The organism is Stenotrophomonas sp. Br8 (assembly GCF_014763005.1).
Classification (GTDB): Bacteria; Pseudomonadota; Gammaproteobacteria; order Xanthomonadales; family Xanthomonadaceae; genus Stenotrophomonas; species Stenotrophomonas lactitubi.
The window spans coordinates 223,764-242,590 of the sequence record NZ_JACGTN010000016.1 but is presented as its reverse complement, the minus strand read 5'-3'; the positions used below and the strand labels follow the sequence as shown (position 1 = coordinate 242,590).

14 protein-coding genes are annotated in these 18,827 nt (G+C 67.9%); 8 read left to right on the top strand and 6 right to left on the bottom strand.

Features of this window, described 5'->3' with window-relative positions; translation table 11 throughout:
* Positions 1–78: 78 nt before the first annotated feature.
* Positions 79–282, bottom strand: a complete 204-nt coding sequence (locus H3005_RS15155; protein WP_032978412.1) for a YdcH family protein — start codon at positions 280–282, stop codon at positions 79–81.
* A gap of 90 nt (positions 283–372) precedes the next feature.
* On the opposite strand from H3005_RS15155, the gene ttcA reads away from it, so the two are divergent.
* The 3 genes from ttcA to H3005_RS15140 are packed head-to-tail and all read left to right on the top strand — an operon-like array spanning position 373 to position 3,050.
* Positions 373–1,269 carry a tRNA 2-thiocytidine(32) synthetase TtcA gene (gene ttcA / locus H3005_RS15150; RefSeq protein WP_100554320.1) on the top strand — a complete coding sequence of 299 codons (897 nt, stop codon included), beginning with the start codon at positions 373–375 and terminating at the stop codon, positions 1,267–1,269.
* A 36-nt stretch (positions 1,270–1,305) separates the two neighbouring features.
* Positions 1,306–2,211 (top strand): recombination-associated protein RdgC, encoded by a 906-nt coding sequence (locus H3005_RS15145; protein WP_089241793.1) that lies wholly within the window; start codon positions 1,306–1,308, stop codon positions 2,209–2,211.
* Positions 2,212–2,270: 59 nt separating this feature from the next.
* Positions 2,271–3,050, top strand: a complete 780-nt coding sequence (locus tag H3005_RS15140; RefSeq protein WP_100554321.1) for a SprT family zinc-dependent metalloprotease — start codon at positions 2,271–2,273, stop codon at positions 3,048–3,050.
* A 407-nt stretch (positions 3,051–3,457) separates the two neighbouring features.
* On the opposite strand, the gene H3005_RS15135 is transcribed toward H3005_RS15140, so the two are convergent.
* Positions 3,458–4,327, bottom strand: coding sequence for a methylglyoxal synthase (locus H3005_RS15135; protein WP_100554322.1), 870 nt, complete (start codon positions 4,325–4,327; stop codon positions 3,458–3,460).
* 154 nt (positions 4,328–4,481) lie between these two features.
* Here H3005_RS15135 and H3005_RS15130 point away from each other — a divergent pair, with 154 nt between their 5' ends.
* Positions 4,482–6,911, top strand: a complete 2,430-nt coding sequence (locus H3005_RS15130) for an ATP-binding protein (protein WP_223880264.1) — start codon at positions 4,482–4,484, stop codon at positions 6,909–6,911.
* Here the strand turns inward: H3005_RS15130 and H3005_RS15125 are convergent.
* The 3 genes from H3005_RS15125 to H3005_RS15115 form a co-directional block, all read right to left on the bottom strand.
* Positions 6,897–8,342 carry an FAD-dependent oxidoreductase gene (locus H3005_RS15125; protein WP_100554323.1) on the bottom strand — a complete coding sequence of 482 codons (1,446 nt, stop codon included), beginning with the start codon at positions 8,340–8,342 and terminating at the stop codon, positions 6,897–6,899. The genes H3005_RS15130 and H3005_RS15125 overlap by 15 nt on opposite strands.
* An 85-nt stretch (positions 8,343–8,427) precedes the next feature.
* Positions 8,428–12,882 (bottom strand): glutamate synthase large subunit, encoded by a 4,455-nt coding sequence (gene gltB / locus H3005_RS15120; protein WP_191078499.1) that lies wholly within the window; start codon positions 12,880–12,882, stop codon positions 8,428–8,430.
* A gap of 172 nt (positions 12,883–13,054) precedes the next feature.
* Complete coding sequence (locus H3005_RS15115; protein ID WP_100554325.1) at positions 13,055–13,444, bottom strand: I78 family peptidase inhibitor; 390 nt, start codon at positions 13,442–13,444, stop codon at positions 13,055–13,057.
* A 116-nt stretch (positions 13,445–13,560) separates the two neighbouring features.
* Here H3005_RS15115 and H3005_RS15110 point away from each other — a divergent pair, with 116 nt between their 5' ends.
* Entirely contained in the window at positions 13,561–14,619 is a 1,059-nt protein-coding gene (locus H3005_RS15110; protein WP_100554326.1) for a DNA topoisomerase IB, read from the top strand.
* A gap of 3 nt (positions 14,620–14,622) precedes the next feature.
* Here the strand turns inward: H3005_RS15110 and H3005_RS15105 are convergent, their stop codons facing one another.
* The gene (locus H3005_RS15105) at positions 14,623–14,931 is read right to left on the bottom strand and encodes a hypothetical protein (protein WP_100461762.1); all 309 of its coding nucleotides are present in this window, start codon (positions 14,929–14,931) and stop codon (positions 14,623–14,625) included.
* A 216-nt stretch (positions 14,932–15,147) separates the two neighbouring features.
* Here H3005_RS15105 and H3005_RS15100 point away from each other — a divergent pair, with 216 nt between their 5' ends.
* The 3 genes from H3005_RS15100 (at position 15,148) to H3005_RS15090 (ending at position 18,808) form a co-directional block, all read left to right on the top strand.
* Positions 15,148–16,275: an SDR family oxidoreductase gene (locus H3005_RS15100; RefSeq protein WP_100554327.1), complete on the top strand. Its 1,128-nt coding sequence runs from the start codon at positions 15,148–15,150 to the stop codon at positions 16,273–16,275.
* Positions 16,276–16,477: 202 nt separating this feature from the next.
* Positions 16,478–16,864 (top strand): BlaI/MecI/CopY family transcriptional regulator, encoded by a 387-nt coding sequence (locus H3005_RS15095; RefSeq protein WP_025876036.1) that lies wholly within the window; start codon positions 16,478–16,480, stop codon positions 16,862–16,864.
* A 3-nt stretch (positions 16,865–16,867) separates the two neighbouring features.
* Positions 16,868–18,808: a M56 family metallopeptidase gene (locus H3005_RS15090; protein WP_100554328.1), complete on the top strand. Its 1,941-nt coding sequence runs from the start codon at positions 16,868–16,870 to the stop codon at positions 18,806–18,808.
* Positions 18,809–18,827 lie beyond the last annotated feature (19 nt).

The window sequence follows — 18,827 nt, the reverse complement described above, 5'->3', positions numbered from 1 at the left end:
TGTTGCCGGGTCGTTACCGGACTTCGGGGCGGGCGTGGGGTTGCAGTAGATCCACGCCATGCGTGGATGGGCCACCGGTTATGCTGGTTCGTCCGGAATCTGCAGGCTTTCCAGCTTGGTGATGCAGTCCTTCAACTGCAGCTTGCGCCGCTTCAGGCGTTTGAACTCCAGCTCATCTTCGCCGTTGGCGGCCATGCGCGCGATCTGTTCATCCAGCGACCGGTGCTCGGCACGCAGGGCGACGAGGTGTTCGACGATTTCGGCGGGGTTGTAGGTGTCCACGGTCTCCGAGCATACACAGCGACGATGACTGCCGGGAGAGGGGAATCCCCACCCCGGGTCCAGGCTGCCGCAAGCCGGTAGAATGGCGCCATGTCCGCCGTGATCTCCCTGCCCGATCCCCCGCAGCGCATTTCGCGCGACCCGCGCGTGGCCGGGCACGGGGCGGACAAGCTGGGCAAGCGCCTGCGCCGCCAGGTCGGCCAGGCAATCGCCGACTTCGGCATGATCGAAGCGGGCGACAAGGTCATGGTCTGCCTGTCCGGCGGCAAGGACAGCTACACCCTGCTGGACCTGCTGCTGCAGCTGCAGAAAAAGGCGCCGGTGCCGTTCGAGCTGGTGGCGGTGAACCTGGACCAGAAACAGCCCGGTTTCCCCGAGCACGTCCTGCCGGAGTACCTGGCCGGGCTGGGCGTGCCGTACCAGATCATCGAACAGGACACGTATTCGGTGGTCAGCCGGGTCATCCCGGAAGGCCGGACGATGTGTTCGCTGTGCTCGCGCCTGCGCCGTGGCGCGCTGTACAACCACGCCAAGGTGCACGGCTTCAGCAAGATCGCCCTGGGCCATCATTGCGATGACGTGGTGGCTACGTTTTTCCTGAACCTGTTCCACCATGCCAAGCTGGCCGCCATGCCACCGAAGCTGCTCAGCGACGATGGACAGCACGTGGTGATCCGCCCGCTGGCGTACGTGCGCGAGCACGACATCGCGCAGTACGCGCAGGCCCGCCGCTTCCCGATCATTCCCTGCACCCTGTGCGGCAGCCAGGAAAACCTGCAGCGTCGGCAGGTCGGCCTGATGCTCAAGCAGTGGGACCAGGACCATCCCGGGCGCATCGAACAGATCGCACGTGCGATGGCCGACGTGCGACCTGCGCAGCTGGCTGATGCCGCCCTGTTCGATTTCATGGCCCTGGGCCGCCGTGGCGATGCGGCGCATGCCGATGCCTGGCTGGCCGACGCAGTTCCCGAGACGCCTGCCGCTTAAGGTCGGGCGCCCTTCTTCTTCAGACACCGGAATTCCATGTTCTTTCGCAACCTGACGTTCTTCCGCTTCCCGACCTCCACTGATTTTTCCGAAGTCGACACCCTGCTGCCGCACGCCCTGCTCAAGCCGGTCGGCGCGCTGGAAATGAACTCGCGTGGTTTCATCTCGCCGTTCGGCCGCGAAGAGAAGGAAGCTCTCTCGCACCGCATTGCCGAACACCTGTGGCTGACCGTCGGTGGCGAGGACAAGATCCTGCCCGGCGCGGTGGTCAACGACCTGCTCGAGCGCAAGCTGGAAGAGATCGAAGAGAAGGAAGGCCGCCGCCCCGGTGGCCGCGAGCGCAAGCGCATGAAGGACGACCTGCTGCATGAACTGCTGCCGCGCGCCTTTGTGAAGTCCTCGCGCAACGATGCCTTCATCGACCAGCTGCACGGCTACGTGGTGGTGGACACCTCCAGCCGCAAGACCGGCGAATACTTCATGTCCGACATCCGTGGCCTGCTCGGCAGCTTCCCGGCGATGCCGCTGAATGCTGAGGTCGCGCCGCGTTCGATCCTGACCGGCTGGATCGCCGGCGAGCCCCTGCCCACCGGCTTCAGCCTGGGTGAGGAGTGCGAGATGAAGGACCCGGTGGAAGGCGGCGCGGTGGTCAAGTGCCAGCACCAGGAACTGCGCTGCGACGAGATCGACAAGCACCTGGACGCCGGCAAGCAGGTGACCAAGCTGGCCCTGGTGTTCGAGGACAACCTGTCCTTCGTGCTGGGCGACGACCTGATCGTGCGCAAGCTGAAGTTCCTGGACGGCGCACTGGACCAGCTGGAGCACGCTGACGAAGACGGCCGCCGCGCCGAGTTCGACGCCCGCTTCGCCCTGCAGAGCGCGGAGATCCGTCGCCTGTTCCTGCTGCTTGAAGAAGCCTTCAAGCTCAGCAAGGCTGACTGAACAGGCAGGCCGTCGGCCGCCGGTCATCCGGCGGCCCCGCACGGCGCTATGCTGGGACCATGAGCCGTCTGCTGCGCCGCCTGATCTCGCCGGTCCCTGCCGCCACCGTACAGCGCGACACCGTTCGCCTGCGGCTGGAGGATGTCGAGATCGAGGTACTGCGCGTGCGTGATCCGCGCGCGCGCCGGATCAAGCTCAGCGTCGATGAGCGCGGTGCACGACTGACGTTGCCGCCGCGCGCCAGCCTGGTGATGGGCGAGCGCTTCCTCGAACAGCATCGTGACTGGCTGGGCCTGCAGCTGCGCCTTTACCAGGGGCATGGACTGCCCGCCGCGTTGCAGCCTGGCGTCGACGGTGTGCTGCCGCTGCGCGGCGAACTGTTGCCGCTGCGCTGGCAGGAAGGCCGCTACGCACGACTGGAAATCGACGAACACGGTGCCTGCGTGCAATGGCCGAGCCGTGGCGGCGACGCGACCCTGCGCCGCCTGCTGCGCGAGTTCTACGAAGCACAGACCCGCGCCGATGTCGGCCGCTGGCTGCCGAAGTACCTGCCCGGCCTGCCACGCGCGCCCAGCCGCCTGCGCTTGAAGGTGATGTCCTCGCAATGGGGCTCGCTGGCCCCCGACGGCAGCATGGCGTTGGACCTGGCACTGGTACTGGGCAGCCCCGCCGCATTCGAATACGTGCTGGTGCACGAACTCTGCCACCTGATCCAGGCCAACCACTCGCCGGCGTTCTGGCACGAAGTAGAACAACGCTTCCCCGACTGGCGAGCGCAGCGCGACTACTTCCAGCTGGAAGGGCGCAGATTGAAAGCAATGCTTCGGCAGCTGCTGTAGCACTGTGATTTTGTAGAGCCGAGCCATGCTCGGCTATCGCGCGCGGCGCGGATGTTCAGCCACCGCGACCAAGAGCAGCCGAGCATGGCTATGCCGGTCGTCCTGACCGGCACCCTCCGGGCCGTCGCAAGCGACGTTGGCAGCGGCTCCTGCCGCTACCTTCGGCTCTACAGAAGCGCGCACAACGCGCGACCCGCTTTGCTCCTGCTCTTCTTCTCTTCCGTGGTGGCACGGAAACTGTCTGAGGTCGGGCGGGTGGGTCATGCAGGGGCGTTGGCGCCATGGATGGCGCCATCGAGCTTACATGGATGTACTTGCAGCGTCCCCTGCATGGCCCACCCGTCCGGCCAAGCACAGCTTTTGATTTGAACGGCCACCACGAGGGGCTCAGCCGTTGGCCGATAACCTCATCGACCCGCGCGCTTGGCGGCCGCCTCCGCCCATCGCGCCGCCACCCGCGGAGCGGTGATGCACACCGCCTGATCGGTCACCGTGGTCACCGCCCGCTCCAGCAGCTGGATGTCCGCTTCATGCTGGCGCGCCACATGCGGATCCTCGAAGAAGATCGCGCGCTGGCAACGACCTTCCAGCACGCGGTCGGCAATCTGCGCATCGCCTCCCATCGGGCCGCTCTGGTAACGCGTCACCCACGCCGTATCCGCGGGCCAGCCGCGGCTCCAGGCCAGCTCGTTCAAGCGCTGGCCGGTGGTACCGGTGGCTACGCGTTCGCCGAAGCGCGCCAGTACGTCGAAGTGTTCGTCGGCGAACGCCAGCATCGCCGGCTTCATCGCATCGTGCGCGATCAACGCCAGCGTCTGCCCTTCGAACGCATGCAGCTCGTCGGCGCCGGCATCGGCGGCCAGGCCAGCATGGATGCGTTCCACCTCGATCCAGTCGCGGGCGGTGGCCACGGTGGAAATGAAAGGCTTGCCGTGGATTACACACTGGCGCTTGAGCGCGGTCGCCTCGGGGAACACCGAGGAAGGATCCACCGGATCCATCAGATAGACCGCACCGTCCAGCGTACGCTCGGCGCCCATGCCCACCACTTCGGCCACCAGCTTCATCAACCCGCCTTCGCGACCGTACGGATAGCGCTGCAGGCCGTCGTAACCGGCAAGGAAACCGTTGCGCTGGATCGCATCGTGGGTACGTCCGACCGCACACAGCGTCACGCCCAGTTCGCGCAGCCCGGGTTCGCTGGCGCGCAGCCAGCGGAACAGTGCCGCGCGCGCGTCGTTGTGATGGAGACGGTTGGCGGCCAGGCCGATGCGCATCGAAAGCTCCGGGATCGGTAGAAGCGGCAGTGTATGTCGCTATTGACGGTTTCGGAGGGTTTTACACATTTCCTCATTGTTGCTGGGAAGCGCGTCGCTAGCGTGATGGGAGGTCGTACCGCGATGCGGCCATGCCCCTGCCTGCGACATGAGGATGTCCACCGTGAATGTCGCTGGCCCGTTGGCCCGCATCGTCGCCCTGTCGCTGTTGTCAGCACAGGCCTGGGCCGGACAGTGCGAAGGCCCCATCCTGCTTGCCTACCCCGCTGACCGTGCACCGTTGTCATCCAGTCTGGACGACACGCCACAGGGCCTGGTGGCGGTCTACCTGGCGCTGCTGCAGGAGCAGTACCCCACGCTGCGCGCCACACCGGTCGCGGCGACGGCGCTGGCCGCCGGCGCGCTGCCTGCCGGAACCCAGGCCGTGCTCGGCTGGCCGCGTGCGCAGAAGCCGAAAGGCTGGATGGCCAGCGTGCCCTACCTGCAGGTGCCGCAGGTGATCGTGCGACGCCCCGACGCGCCGCCGATCATCGGCCTCGACGGATTGCACGGCCGCGGCGTGGCCAGCCTCGACATCGTGCCGCTTGCCAGGATGCTGGAGGAGTCGGGTGCGGCCGTGCCGCTGCTGCAGGTGGCGACACTGGACACGGCACTGCGGCTGCTGATCAGCGGCCAGGTCGATGCGGTGGTGGGCAACCTGGTGGACGTGGAAGCCACGCTGCGCAATCAGCCGGGCGACGCGCTGGACGTGGCAGCGCCGGCCGGCTTCAGCGACGCACTGGTATTGGCCACGCTGCCGGCGTGCGCGCATCTGGTAGCCCGCTTCAACCAGCTGCAGGCAGGCATGACACAGGAGCAGCGCGAGGCATTGCGGGCACACTGGATCGTGACGTCCCCTCGTCGCGGCCACGCGCCGGTGTCACCCCTGCGCGGGTCGATCGCTGTGCTGCTGGTGCTGCTGACAATGAGCCTGGTGTATGCGTTCGGCTACTGGCGGCTGCACCGCGAAGGCCTGCGCAGGCAGGCGCTGGAACAGCGCCTGCAGGACGTCACCGCCAACCTGCCGGCGGTGGTGTACCGGGCGCGGCGCAGCAGCACCGGCGAGTACAGCGTTCCCCACATTGCCGGCGACGTGCACGCGTTGTTCGGGATCAGCGTGGATACCGCGCGGGTCGACCATGGCAGTCTGCTGGCCGCAGTCCATCCGCAGGACCGCCGCTCGGTGCTGGCCTGCGTCGACGCCGCCGCACTGGTGCGCGGGCCCATCGACATCACTTTCCGCACGCGCGGCCCCAACGGCTGGCGCTGGGTACGTTCGCACGGGCGACCGATTGCCTGCAGCGACAGAGGCGTGGAATGGAGCGGGTACTGGATGGATGTCACCGAGGCGCGCGCACGTACGCAGGCGTTGAACGATGCCCGGCGTGACGCGGAGCAGGATGCCGCCGCGAAGACCCATTTCCTGGCCACCATGAGCCACGAGATCCGCACGCCGATGAGCACCCTGCTGGGAATGCTGGAGCGCTTCGGCAGCGGCGCACTGGATGCGCGCCAGCGCCAGGTACTGGCGACCATCGATGATGCCGCGCAGATGCTGCGACAGATCCTCGATGACGTGCTGCACAGCCAACGCCTGCAGTCCGGCCCACAGCCACCGCAGTGCCTGCCCACTGACCTGGCCGAGCTGCTGCGGGCGGTGCAGCGTCTGCTGGTACCGGTGGCGGCGAGCAAGGGGCTGCATCTGCGCTGCGAGGTGGATCCCGCGCTGCAGCGGGGATCGTTGGCCGATGCGCTGCGCCTGCGCCAGATCCTGTTCAACCTGGCGGGCAATGCGCTGAAATTCACCCTGCAGGGCGGGGTGGACCTGCAGGTGCGGGTGCTGCAGCAGCGTGAGCATGGCCAGCAGCTGCGGCTGCAGGTGACCGACACCGGCGTGGGCATCAGCCGCGAGCGCCAGCGGGCGGTGTTCGCAGCGTTTACCCAGGCCGATGCCTCCACCACCCGGCGCTTCGGCGGCAGCGGCCTGGGCCTGGCGATATGCCGGGAGCTTGCGGCGTCGATGGGCGGGCAGCTGCACCTGTGCAGCACGCCGGGCGCGGGCACCACGGTGTGGCTGGACCTGTACCTGCCGGCCTGTGAGGCGCCGTCGGTGGAGCATCGTGATGATGCGGCTGGCCTGCCAGCGTTGCCGCCGGTGCGGGTACTGGTTGCCGAAGACCATCCCACCAACCTGCAGCTGCTGGTCCAGCGCCTGCGGGAGCTGGGCCTGCAGGTGCATGCAACCGCCAGTGGCGAGCAGGCCTGGCAGGCGTGGCAGACGCAACCGTTCGCGCTGGTCATCACCGATTGCCACATGCCGGGCATGGATGGCTTTGCCCTGGCCCGCGCGATCCGCGCCGATCCGCGTGCCGATGCGGCAAGGGTGCCGATCATCGCGTTGACCGCCAGCGTGCTCGACAGTACCCGTCAGGCCTGCCTCGACGCTGGCATCGATCGTTTCATCGCCAAGCCGGTTGAGCGCCAGGCACTGCATGCCATCCTGGCCGCAGCGCTGATGCCGCTCGGTCTGTCAGTGCGCCAGTAGCCGCGCGATGCTGGCAGCGGCGTCGCGACCTTCGGCCACCGCGGTCACCACCAGGTCGGCACCGCGCACCGCGTCGCCACCGGCGAACAGGCGCGGATGGGCGGTCTGGAAGGGTAGTTTGCCCTTGCCTCCGGCGAGGATGCGGCCATTGGCCTGGCCCTCCACGCCATGCTCGGCCAGCCACGACGGCACGCTGGGCGAGAAACCGAACGCGATGATCACCACGTCCGCTTCCAGCAGCGACTCGCTGCCCTCGATCTGCACCGCGTTCTGGCGGCCGTTGGCATCGGGTTCGCCCAGACGCGTCTCGATGACCGTCACCCCGATCACTTCATCGTCGGCGCCGGCCTCGATCGACAGCGGCTGGCGGTTGAACAGGAAGCGCACGCCTTCCTCGCGTGCATTGGCCACTTCGCGCGCGCTGCCCGGCATGTTGGCTTCGTCGCGGCGGTAGGCGCAGGTGACCTTGGCGGCACCCAGTCGCACCGCACTGCGCACGCAGTCCATGCCGGTGTCGCCACCGCCGAGGACCACCACGCGCTTCCCATTGAGGTCGGGCAGGGCGATCTGGTCTTCCCAGCCGGCGATCGGCCGGCCCTGCGGATCATCGCCGCCGACGATGCGGCTGTTCTGCACCAGGAACGGCAGTGCCGGCAGCACGCCCTTCAGGTCCTGGCCGTCGAGGCCACCATCGGTGTAGCGGTAGGCGCCGGTACCGACGAACACTGCATCGTGGGTGTCCAGCAGTTGCTGCAGGCTGATGTCGCGGCCGATCTCCACACCGAGGCGGAACTGCACGCCCATGCCTTCGAGCACGTCGCGGCGGCGGCGGATCACGTCCTTGTCCAGCTTGAAGCTGGGGATGCCGAACTGCAGCAGGCCACCGGCCTGCTCGTAGCGGTCGTAGACCACCGCGGTGATGCCGGCATGCGCCAGGCGGTCGGCACAGGCCAGGCCTGCGGGGCCGGCACCGATCACGGCCACCGTGTGGCCGGTGGGCTGCACCGCGGTCATATCCGGCCGCCAGCCGGTGGCCAGTGCCGTGTCGACGATGTACTTCTCCACCGCGCCGATGGTGACCGCGCCAAATTCCTCCAGCGTGCAGCTGCCTTCGCACAGACGGTCCTGCGGACACACCCGGCCGCACACTTCCGGCAGCGGGTTGGTGCTGTGGCACAGCGTGGCCGCTTCATGGATGCGGTTTTCCTGCACCAGCTGCAGCCATTGCGGAATGGCGTTGTGCACCGGGCACTTCCAGCTGCAGTACGGGTTGCCGCAGTCCAGGCAACGTCCGGCCTGGTACTGCGCGTCTTCCTTGCCGAACTTTCCGTACAGCTCACCCCAGTCGCCGGAGGTGCGCAGTTCGACCGGGATGCGCTGCGGCATGGTCCGGGGCAGATCGAGGAACTGGAAGGCGTGCTTGCGGCTCATGGCGGGCTCTGTGGTGTTTTCCGGATGCCGGCCAGCGGCCGGCACTACGTGATCCTGGGTTGCCGGCCAGCGACCGGCACTACCGTTATGCAGCGCGGCGCAGGGTTTCGGTCAGCGACTCGATGCTGGCGGCCTTGGGTTTGACCAGCCAGAACTTGCCGATGTAATCGCGGAACTCATCCATGATCTGCTGCGCCCAGATGCTGCCGGTCAGCTCGCGATGACGACCGATCAGACGGTGCAGATGCTGGCGGTAGTTCTCGAAACCTTCGGCGGACACGCGATGGATGTCGATCAGCTCGTGGTTGTAGCGGTCGACGAAATCGCGGTCCACGTCCAGCACGTACGCCAGGCCGCCGGTGAAACCGGCACCGAAGTTGAGGCCGACCTTGCCCAGCACCAGCACCACGCCGTCGGTCATGTACTCGCAGCAGTGATCGCCTGCGCCTTCCACCACCGCCAGTGCGCCGGAGTTGCGCACGGCGAAACGTTCACCGGCACGGCCGGCGGCGAACAGCTCGCCACCGGTGGCGCCGTACAGGCAGGTGTTGCCGATGATCGCGGTGCTGCGTGCCTCGAAGCGTGCGCCACGCGGCGGACGCACTACCAGGCGGCCACCGGCCATGCCCTTGCCGACGTAGTCATTGGCTTCACCTTCCACTTCCAGGTGCAGGCCGCCGACGTTGAAAGCACCGAAGCTCTGCCCGGCGCTGCCACGGAAGCGCAGCTCCAGCGGCGATTCGGCCATGCCCTGGTTGCCGTGCGCGCGCGCGACGGCGCCGGCCAAGCGGGTGCCGATGCTGCGGTCGGTGTTATGGATCAGGAAGCGATGTTCGCCGCCGCGCTTGTGCTCGATGGCCTCAGCCAGCAGGCCGTCCATCTGCGTGGCCAGGCTGTCCGGCGATTCGTACAGGCGCTGTGCGGCGCAGTGGCTGCCCGGGTAACTGGCGTCGGCCAGCAGCCGCGAGAGATCCACGCGCACGTCCTCGCGTGGCGAGACCTCAAGCTGGCGCAGCAGGTCGGTACGGCCGACGATCTCCTGCAGCGAGCGTGCGCCCAGCACCGACAGCCAGCCGCGCACTTCCTCGGCCAGCAGGCGGAAGAAGTTCTCCACGCGCTCGGGTTGGCCGGTGAAGTGGTTCTCGCGCAGGCGTTCGTCCTGGGTGGCCACGCCGGTGGCGCAGTTGTTGAGGTGGCAGATGCGCAGGTACTTGCAGCCCAGCACGATCATCGGCGCGGTGCCGAAGCCGAAGCTGTCCGCACCCAGCAGCGCGGCTTTGACCACATCCAGGCCGGTCTTCAGGCCGCCGTCGGTCTGCAGCAGGGTGCGCCCACGCAGGTCGTTGGCCACCAATGCCTGGTGCGCCTCGGCGATGCCCAGTTCCCACGGCACGCCGGCATAGCGGATCGAGCTGACCGGCGAAGCACCGGTGCCGCCGTCGTGGCCGGAAATGGTGATGAGGTCGGCACCGGCCTTGACCACGCCGGCAGCGATCGTGCCTACACCGGCATGGCTGACCAGCTTCACCGACACCAGTGCGGTCGGGTTGACCTGCTTGAGGTCGTAGATCAGCTGCGCCAGATCTTCGATGGAGTAGATGTCGTGGTGTGGCGGCGGCGAGATCAGGCCGATGCCGGGCTTGGCATAGCGCAGCCGCGCGATCAGTTCATTGACCTTGTGCCCGGGCAGCTGACCGCCTTCGCCGGGCTTGGCGCCCTGGGCGACCTTGATCTGCAGCACTTCGGCATTGACCAGGTATTCGGCAGTGACGCCGAAGCGGCCGGACGCCACCTGCTTGATCTTGCTGCGCTTGTCGGTGCCATAGCGCGCCGGGTCTTCGCCACCTTCGCCGGAATTGCTGCGGCCGCCGAGGCGGTTCATCGCAATCGCCAGCGCTTCATGCGCCTCGGGCGAGAGCGCGCCGAGACTGATCGCCGCGGTATCGAAGCGCGGGAACAGCTCGCTGGCCGGTGCGACGTCGTCCAATGGCGTCGGCGTCGCCGCCGGCACCAGCTGCAGCAGGTCGCGCAACGCCGAGGGCGGGCGCGCATGCACGGCATCGCAGTACTGTTGCCACGCACGCGGGTCTCCGCTGCGCGCCGCGCGCTGCAGGGTGGTCACCACGTCCGGGTTGTACATGTGGTATTCGCCGCCGTGCACATACTTCAGCAGGCCGCCGACATCCACGCCCTGCTGTGCATCCCAGGCCTGCGCGCACAGTTCACGTGCATCGGCATCCAGGCGTGCGAAACCGGCGCCACCGATGCGCGAGGCGGTATCGGGGAAGCACAGGTCCACGACCTCCGGTTCCAGCCCGATGATTTCGAACAGCTGCGCACCGCGATAGCTGGCCACGGTGCAGATGCCCATCTTCGAGATGATCTTCGACAGGCCCTTGTAGATGCCCTTGCGGTAGCGGCGGCCGATCTGCGACTGCTCGCCGCCCTTGCTGAGCTTGAGGATGCCGCGACGACCCAGGTCGAACAGGGTCTGGTAGGCCAGGTACGGGTATACCGCCGTGGCACCGAAGCCGAGCAGGCAGGCCATGTGGTGCGCATCGCGCGCGCTGCCGGTCTCGACGATCAGGTTGACGTCGCAGCGCAGGCCGAGGCGCGACAGGTGGTGGTGGACCGCACTGGTGGCCAGCAACGCATGCACCATCGGCCGCCCGGCCACCGGGTAGCGGTCGGACAGCAGCAGCATCACCATGCCATCGTGCGCGGCCTCTTCGGCTTCGGCGCAGATGCGTTCGATGCCTGCACGCAGGCCTTCCTCTTCGCTGTAGGACAGGTCGAGCAGGCGGTTGGCCTGTACGTACTGGTCCATCTTCAGCAGCTGGCGCAGCTTGCGCTGGCTCAGCACCGGCGAATTGAGGATGACGTGGTTCACCGTCTCCGGGCCGGCATGGAAGATGTTGGTCTCCTTGCCGAGCTGGGTGGACAGGGACATCGCGCAGTCTTCGCGCAGCGGGTCGATCGGCGGGTTGGTGACCTGCGCGAAGGCCTGGCGGAAATAGTCGTACAGCGGACGGCTGCGCTGGCTGAGCACGGCCATCGGCGTGTCATCGCCCATCGAGCCGGTGGCTTCCTGTTCGGTCTCGGCCAGCGGCCGCAGCACCTGCTCCACTTCCTCGCTGCTGAGCTGATACAGCTTGTGGTAACTGCGCAGGGTGCTTTCGTCGAACGGCTCTTCCACCAGCGAGGGGTCGATCAGTTCGGTCTGCAGGTAGGTGACGCCCTGCTGCAGCCACTGCTTGTACGGTGCACGGCCGCGGTTGATGCGATCGATGGCCTCCGAATCGAGCAGGTCACCGCGCTTGAGGTCGATGGCGATCATCTCGCCCGGGCCGAGCTTGCCCTTGCGCACCACGCGCTCGGTCGGTACTTCCCACACACCTGCTTCGGAAGCGACCAGGAAGTGGCGATCGGCAGTCAGCATCCAGCGCGCCGGGCGCAGGCCGTTGCGGTCGAGGGTGCACACGGCGTAGCGGCTGTCGCAGGCGACGATGCCGGCCGGGCCGTCCCACGGCTCGCTGTTGAGGCCGTGGAACTCGTAGAACGCAGCCAGGTCCGGGTCCTTGAATTCCAACGACTGCGTGGCCGGCGGCACCAGGATGCGCAGGGCCTGGATCAGCTCCATGCCAGCGGACACCATCAGTTCCAGCATGTTGTCCAGGCTCTGCGAATCCGAGCCATGCATGGAGATGACCGGGTCGAATTCGCCGATGTCGAAGCGTGGCGTCTTCCACACCTTGCTGCGCGCCTGCGCCCAGCGGCGGTTGCCCTCGATGGTGTTGATCTCGCCGTTGTGGGCGAGCATCCGGAAGGGGTGTGCCAGTGGCCAGCGCGGCAGCGTATTGGTGGAGAAGCGCTGGTGGAACACGATGGCGCTGGAGGCCAGTTCGCGGCGCTGCAGGTCCGGGAAGAAGCGGCTGAGCTTGTCCGGCAGCACCATGCCCTTGTAGCTGATGGCATTGGGGCTGAGCGTGGTGACGTAGTAGTCGGCGTGCGCACGCAGCAGCTGTTCGCTGCGGCGACGGGCCAGGAACAGGGCCAGGCCGAAACCGGCGTCATCCTGGCCGACGCCGGCATCGACGAACACCTGTTCGATGCGCGGCAGGGTATCGCGCGCCAGTTGCCCACAGACGCTGTCGTCGGTCGGCACCTCGCGCCAGCCGGCCACCTTGCAGCCCACCGCCTCGATCTGCTGCTGCAGCTGTGTGCGGCACGCCTGTGCGTCGTCGGCATCGTGCGGCAGGAACACCAGGCCGGCAGTGAAGCGCGCGCCGACGGCGATGCCCGCTTCACTGGCCAGCAGTTTCAGGAACACATCGGGGCGGCGCAGCAGCAGGCCGCAGCCATCACCGGTCAGGCCGTCGGCGGCGACACCACCACGGTGGGTCATGCGCGAAAGCGCGGCGATGGCGGTATCGACCAGCAGGCGCGAAGGCTGGTCGTCGAGCTGGGCGACCATGCCAAATCCACAGGCATCGCGCTCGGAGCGCGGGTCGTAAAGCCCTTGGCGGTTGCGGGGGGCCATCTCTACCTCGATGCAGATTGAAATGAACGGGGACACTCCTGCCCGCTCAATCCCTGGAGCGCATCGTGAGGCCACCGGATGCCTCGACTAGATCACAGGTTGCTGCAACGCCGCAATACACGGTTGCAGCCGCAACCAAAGCGCCGGCAAACGCTTGCCGGCGCGGGATGGGTCAGCCGCAGCGGACGCCGCTGACCACGTCCTTTGCGTCCACCTCGATGTTCAGGCGGTCGCCCACGAACTCCATCGTGGTGACGTCATTGGGGTGCAGTACGCGGATCTGCTTGGCCGCTGCATCTTCCTGGGCCTGCTTGCCCAGTGCTTCGGTATAGGCCTGGCCGACCAGGCTCTGCACCTGGCTGGCGTCGCAGTTGCCGACCGGTGGTGCTTCGGTGGCCTTGCCGGCTTCGTCGGCCGGCGCCTTGGCAGCCTCGGCGGCCTGCTGTGCGTGGGCGGTGGCCGAGTCCTGCTCATCCAGCGACGGCGCCTGGCAGGCGGTCAGGGCCAGCACGGCCGGCAGCAGCAGGGCGGAGAGGGAACGGGCGCGGATCGGGAACGACATCATGACTCCGGAATGGAAGGGACGGTGAAAGGCCGAGCATAGCGGCGAACCCACCCTCACGTGTTTGTCTTGCGTTATTGACGTGGCCACGCCGCGCCGCTCGGCAGACTGACGGCATGCCCACCCCCCCTACACCCGAACGCCAGGCCGCGCGCGCCGCCGGCCTGCGCTACGTCGATGACACACAGCCCGGTTTCAGCCGCGTCCGCGCTGGCAAAGGCTTCTCCTATCGCGATGCCGACGGTCATGCCATACGCGATGCCGCCACGCTGCAGCGCATCCGCTCGCTGGCCGTGCCCCCGGCCTACACCGCGGTGTGGATCTGCGCCCATGCCAACGGCCATCTGCAGGCCACCGGCCGCGACGCGCGCGGGCGCAAGCAGTACCGCTACCACGCCGATTGGGCGGCGGTGCGTGATGCCGGCAAGTTCGACCGCATCATCGCCTTCGGCCAAGCGTTGCCGGCGCTGCGACGGCGGCTCGGCCGCGACCTCAAGCGCAGCGGCTTCCCCCGTGAGAAGGTGCTGGCGGTGGTGGTGGCGCTGCTGGCAGACACGCTGGTGCGCGTGGGCAACGAGACCTATGCGCAGGAGAACAAGTCGTACGGCCTGACAACGCTGCGCAACCGTCACCTGGACCTGCTTCGGGGGGGCCGCGTGCGCATGCGCTTCCGCGGCAAGTCCGGCCAGTTGCATGAGGTGACGGTGGGCGACCGTCGGCTGGGCGCGCTGGTGCGCAGCGTGCAGCAACTGCCGGGGCAGGCCCTGTTCCAGTATCGCGACGACGCGGGCGAGGTGCAGCCGGTGGATTCAGGCGCGGTGAACGACTACCTGCGCGAAGTGATGGGCGAAGACTTCACCGCCAAGGACTTCCGTACCTGGGGCGGAACTCTGGCCGCCGTGCAGACCTTCGCCGCCACCGAGCTGCCCGAACCGGCCAGCCAACGCGCGCTGGCCAAGGCGCAGCGCGAAGTGGTGTGCCAGGTGGCGGCACGGCTGGGCAATACCCCTGCGGTATGCCGCAAGGCCTATATCGACCCGTGCGTGTTCGCCGGGTGGGAACGCGGCGAGCTGACTGCACTGGCGGGCCTGCGCGGCCCGCGGCAGTGGGAACAGGCGACGCTGAAAGTGCTGCGTCGGGCGCGCCGCCTGGCCAAGCGCGGCGGCGCGTCGTAACGATCAGCCGCAGTAGATGGCAGTAATGTTGTTGGTGCGGCCCTTTTCGATGGTCAGGCGCTCACCGCCTTCGCTGGCGGGCGGCACGCGCGGACCGTCGTGACGCAGCACCTGCACGTGCAGGCTGTCGCTGTCGACGCGGGCGCGCTCAACGGTGGCATCCGATGCTGCCAGGCCGACCGCACCGCGCACCATGTCCGAATGGCACTGGCCGGAAATCACCCCATCGATCGGCTGGATCTGGGCGACGGGGCTGCTGCTGCAGGCGGCGAGAGCGAAGCAGACGGCGGCGGTGGCAATGGCATGTTTCATGGGGGACGTTCCTCGTGTTGTGGCCTGCAGGGTGCGACGACAGGCGTGGTGGCGGAATGAATGCCGTGCACGCGATGGACACGGTGCGCTCACTGCCGCCAACAGCCTGCGTGGAGACACTGCACGAGCGGCGCACGCCGCCCCCGGTACTGCGGCGCACGCGCCCCGGTAGTGCCGGCCGCTGGCCGGCAACCCCCATCCCCCGAGGAGACCTGCATGGCCACCACCAGGAAGACCCCCGCCCGCCGCAAGGCATCGCCGAAGGTGCGCAAAGGTACACAGACCGCGCCAGCCGCCGCCGAAGCCACCACGTCCGAGCGCCCACGCGTGGTGAAGACCGCGACCCGCAAGGCCGCCGCTTCCGATCCGCGCGCGGCGCGTGTGGCCGCGCGGCAACGGCGTCTGCAGGACCAGGAAAAGGCGAAGGATGTACGCGTAGCGAAGAAGGCGACGAAAAAGGCGACAAAGAAGACCGCTACCCAAGCCGGCCCGCGCCGGCAGCCGGAGACGATGCCGGCGCAGCATCTGGCCAAGCCCGGCCATGAGCATGCACTGGAACTGGCACCGCGCTTCCTTGCACCGGACTACGTCGGCAGCGGCAAGCTGCAGGGCATGCGCGCGATCGTCACCGGTGGCGATTCCGGCATCGGCCGCGCGGTGGCGGTGCTGTTTGCCCGCGAAGGCGCCGACGTTGCCGTACTGCATCTGGACGAAACCAAGGACGCCGAGCTGACCCGCCAGCATGTGGAGAAGGAGGGCGGCCGCTGCGTGGTGATCGCCGGCGACGTGCGCGATCCGCGCTTCTGCAACAAGGCCGTGAAACAGGTGGCCAAGGCCTTCGGTGGCATCGACATCCTGGTCAACAACGCGGCGTTCCAGCTGCACTGCGAGCGCTTGGAAGACCTGGAAGACGCGCACCTGCAGGAAACCCTGCAGACCAACATCGGCGGCTACATCCAGATGGCGCGTGCGGTGCTGCCGCATCTGGGCGAGGGCGCCAGCATCATCAACACCGGTTCGGAAACCGGCCTGTTTGGCAGCAAGGCACTGATCGACTACTCGGCCACCAAGGGCGCGATCCATGCGTTCACCAAGGCGCTGGCCAGCCAGCTGCTGCCGCGCGGCATCCGGGTCAACTGCGTGGCGCCGGGCCCGGTGTGGACGCCGTTGAATCCGGCCGACAAGCAGGCGAAGGACGTGGCCGAGTTCGGCAAGGACAGCGACATGGGCCGGCCGGCACAGCCGGAAGAGCTGTCGCCAGCGTATGTGTTCCTGGCCTCACCGGCGTGTGCCAGCTACATCAGCGGGGTGATCCTGCCGGTGATGGGTGGGCCGCGCGGCTGACGCTGTGGTAGTGCCGGCCGCTGGCCGGCAGCTGCACCGGTGCAGGACGGGGTCAGATCCCTTCTGCATGCGAAAGGGATCTGACCCCTGATTCGCCCCCGGCCGCGTCCCCTACCGTTCGTCGGCCCATGACTTCCGGGGGGTTGACTACAGGTGTCGTCACGGCAACAGTGGCGACACGTGTAGTCAAGGGAGTGTTGTCATGCGTGGCAAGACCATCGGGGACCAGGAACTGGCCCTGCTGCAGTATGTGGATGAGCAGGCGCCGGCCAGCGTCGGCGAGGTCGCCAGCGGCTATGGCGAACCGCGCGGGCTGGCCCGGTCCACCGTGTTGACGATGATGGAGCGCCTGCGCGCCAAGGGTTACCTGCAGCGTCGGCAGCAGCAGGGCGTCTACCGTTACCAGCCCACCCGCGGCCCGGAGAGCGTGCTGCAGGGTGCCGTCGCCCAGTTCGTCGACAACACCCTGCAGGGCTCGGTGTCGCCGTTCGTGGCGTACCTGTCGCAGCGGCAGAAGGTCAGCGACAACGAACTGGCCGAACTGGAAGCGCTGGTGGCCGAACTGCAATCGCGTCGCCAGGAGGACTGAGCCATGGATACCTCGATGTTGATTCCGATGCTGGAGCGGCTGGGCTGGACGAGCCTGCAGACCGTGCTGCTGGTGGCGCTGGTGTACCTGCTGTGCCGCGCGCTGCCGACACTGTCGGCGGCCACCCGTTGCCGCTTGTGGTGGCTGGTTTCGCTGCAGGCCGTGGTCGGCCTGTTGTGGAGCCAACCGCTGCAGCTGGCCTGGCTGCCCGCATCCGATGCGGTGGCAATGACGACCGTGGATCTTGCCGCGGACGCGATGTATACGATGGCACCGGAGGCATCGGCGCACCTGCTGGCGAACACGCCGATGGGCGATGTCGGCAGCACGCCGGTGGCCTGGTGGGCATTGGCACTGGCCGCGCTGTGGATGTCCGGCGTACTGCTGATGGCGTTGCGGACCTTCGGCGAATGGCGCCGTTGCCGCGCGCTGCTGGCTGCGTCGTATCCGTGCGAGGACCAGGCGCTGGTGCAGGCGCTGCAGCTGGCCGCGGATGCGCACGGCCTGCGCCGCGCACCACGCCTTTGGATGAGCGACCAGGTTGATGCGCCGCAGCTGGTCGGGCCGTTCCGTCCGGTGCTGCTGCTACCGGCGGGAATGAACGCACTGCAGGGCGATGCGCTGGATCTGGCACTGACCCACGAACTGCAGCACCTGCAGCGCCGTGACCTGCAATGGGGACTGCTGCCGGCCCTGGCCCAGCACCTGTTCTTCTTCAATCCTCTGCTGCGACTGGCCGTGCGCGAATACGCCCAGGCCCGCGAGGAAGCGGTGGATGCGGCCGTGGTCGGCCAACATGGCGCCAGCCGCCATGCCTATGGCCGCCTGTTGCTGCAGCTGGGTGTGGCGCCGCAGCCGCACCTCGGCGTGGCCAGCGCAGCGCCCAGCACCACCAGCCTCAAGCGCCGCCTGCTCTCGCTGCAGTCGCACCGGGCGTGCCCGCGCCTGCTGGCCGTCGGCTTGACCCTGGTCGTGTTGGCCGTGGGTGTGGCGCCGATGCGCCTCGTGGCCGCGCCGGTTCCGCCTGCGCCGCCGGCACCGCCGCGCGCTGTGCCTGCGCCGCCGCCGCCAGCCGCGCCTGCCGCCCCCGCGGCCCCCGCAGCACCGCCAGCGGCCGCCGTGCCTGCAGAGCCTGCCGACTGGGCTGAGCCGGCTGAGCCGGAAGAACCGGCCGATGCTGACGAGTACGAGGAGCAGGACACGAGCACCCATTCGCACACCGGAACCACCATCGTCACCCATGGCCAGCTCGATCTCGGCACGCCACCGCAGCAGGCCTTCGTGCTGGTCGATCATGGCCAGGCGTTCGCCAATGCCGGCATGGACGATGTGATGCAGGCGCGCAGCCGGATTGGTGACGGCCCGGCACTGTGGTTCCGTCAAGGCGACAAGCGCTACGTGGTACGTGATCCGATGCTGATCCAGTCATTGCAGCGTGCCTATGCCGGCGCCGCCGATCTGGGCCGCCAGCAGAGCGAACTGGGGCGCCAGCAGAGTGCGTTGGGTCGTCAGCAGGGCCAGCTCGGCCGCGAGCAGGGTGAACTGGGCAGGCTGCAGGGTGAAGAGGCACGTGAGATCGCCCTTGCCGCCGCACGGGCTGCACGCAGTGCGATCAACGATCGCGACATCAACCGCGAAGCGGCAGCCGAAGCGGCGCGGGCCACCCGTGGCGCGGCGGATGATGCAGCGATTGCACGGCAGGCCGCGGTTGAAGCACAGCGGGCGTCACAGGTTGCCCGCAACCAGGCGCTGCAGTCCGAGCGCAGCCGCGAAATGAGCCGTCTCGCCAGTCAGCAGGCTGCGCTGGGAAGCCAGCAGGCCGTGCTGGGCAGCAAGCAGGCGGCACTGGGCGAGCGTCAGGCACGCCTGCAGGTGCAGGCCGCGAAGCAGGCAGAGCAGGTAATCGCGCGTGCGCTGGAAAGCGGCAAGGCCGAGCGGCTCTGAACCGGTAGTACCGGCCGCT

Bases quoted from the DNA above. Each gene is read 5' to 3' on its own strand.
- H3005_RS15100 (WP_100554327.1), top strand. From the start codon at position 15,148: ATGGCCACCACCAGGAAGACCCCCGCCCGCCGCAAGGCATCGCCGAAG.
- gltB (WP_191078499.1), bottom strand. From the start codon at position 12,882: ATGGCCCCCCGCAACCGCCAAGGGCTTTACGACCCGCGCTCCGAGCGC.
- ttcA (WP_100554320.1), top strand. From the start codon at position 373: ATGTCCGCCGTGATCTCCCTGCCCGATCCCCCGCAGCGCATTTCGCGC.
- H3005_RS15105 (WP_100461762.1), bottom strand. From the start codon at position 14,931: ATGAAACATGCCATTGCCACCGCCGCCGTCTGCTTCGCTCTCGCCGCC.
- H3005_RS15095 (WP_025876036.1), top strand. From the start codon at position 16,478: ATGCGTGGCAAGACCATCGGGGACCAGGAACTGGCCCTGCTGCAGTAT.
- H3005_RS15090 (WP_100554328.1), top strand. From the start codon at position 16,868: ATGGATACCTCGATGTTGATTCCGATGCTGGAGCGGCTGGGCTGGACG.
- H3005_RS15145 (WP_089241793.1), top strand. From the start codon at position 1,306: ATGTTCTTTCGCAACCTGACGTTCTTCCGCTTCCCGACCTCCACTGAT.
- H3005_RS15125 (WP_100554323.1), bottom strand. From the start codon at position 8,342: ATGAGCCGCAAGCACGCCTTCCAGTTCCTCGATCTGCCCCGGACCATG.
- H3005_RS15135 (WP_100554322.1), bottom strand. From the start codon at position 4,327: ATGCGCATCGGCCTGGCCGCCAACCGTCTCCATCACAACGACGCGCGC.
- H3005_RS15110 (WP_100554326.1), top strand. From the start codon at position 13,561: ATGCCCACCCCCCCTACACCCGAACGCCAGGCCGCGCGCGCCGCCGGC.
- H3005_RS15140 (WP_100554321.1), top strand. From the start codon at position 2,271: ATGAGCCGTCTGCTGCGCCGCCTGATCTCGCCGGTCCCTGCCGCCACC.
- H3005_RS15130 (WP_223880264.1), top strand. From the start codon at position 4,482: ATGTCCACCGTGAATGTCGCTGGCCCGTTGGCCCGCATCGTCGCCCTG.
- H3005_RS15115 (WP_100554325.1), bottom strand. From the start codon at position 13,444: ATGTCGTTCCCGATCCGCGCCCGTTCCCTCTCCGCCCTGCTGCTGCCG.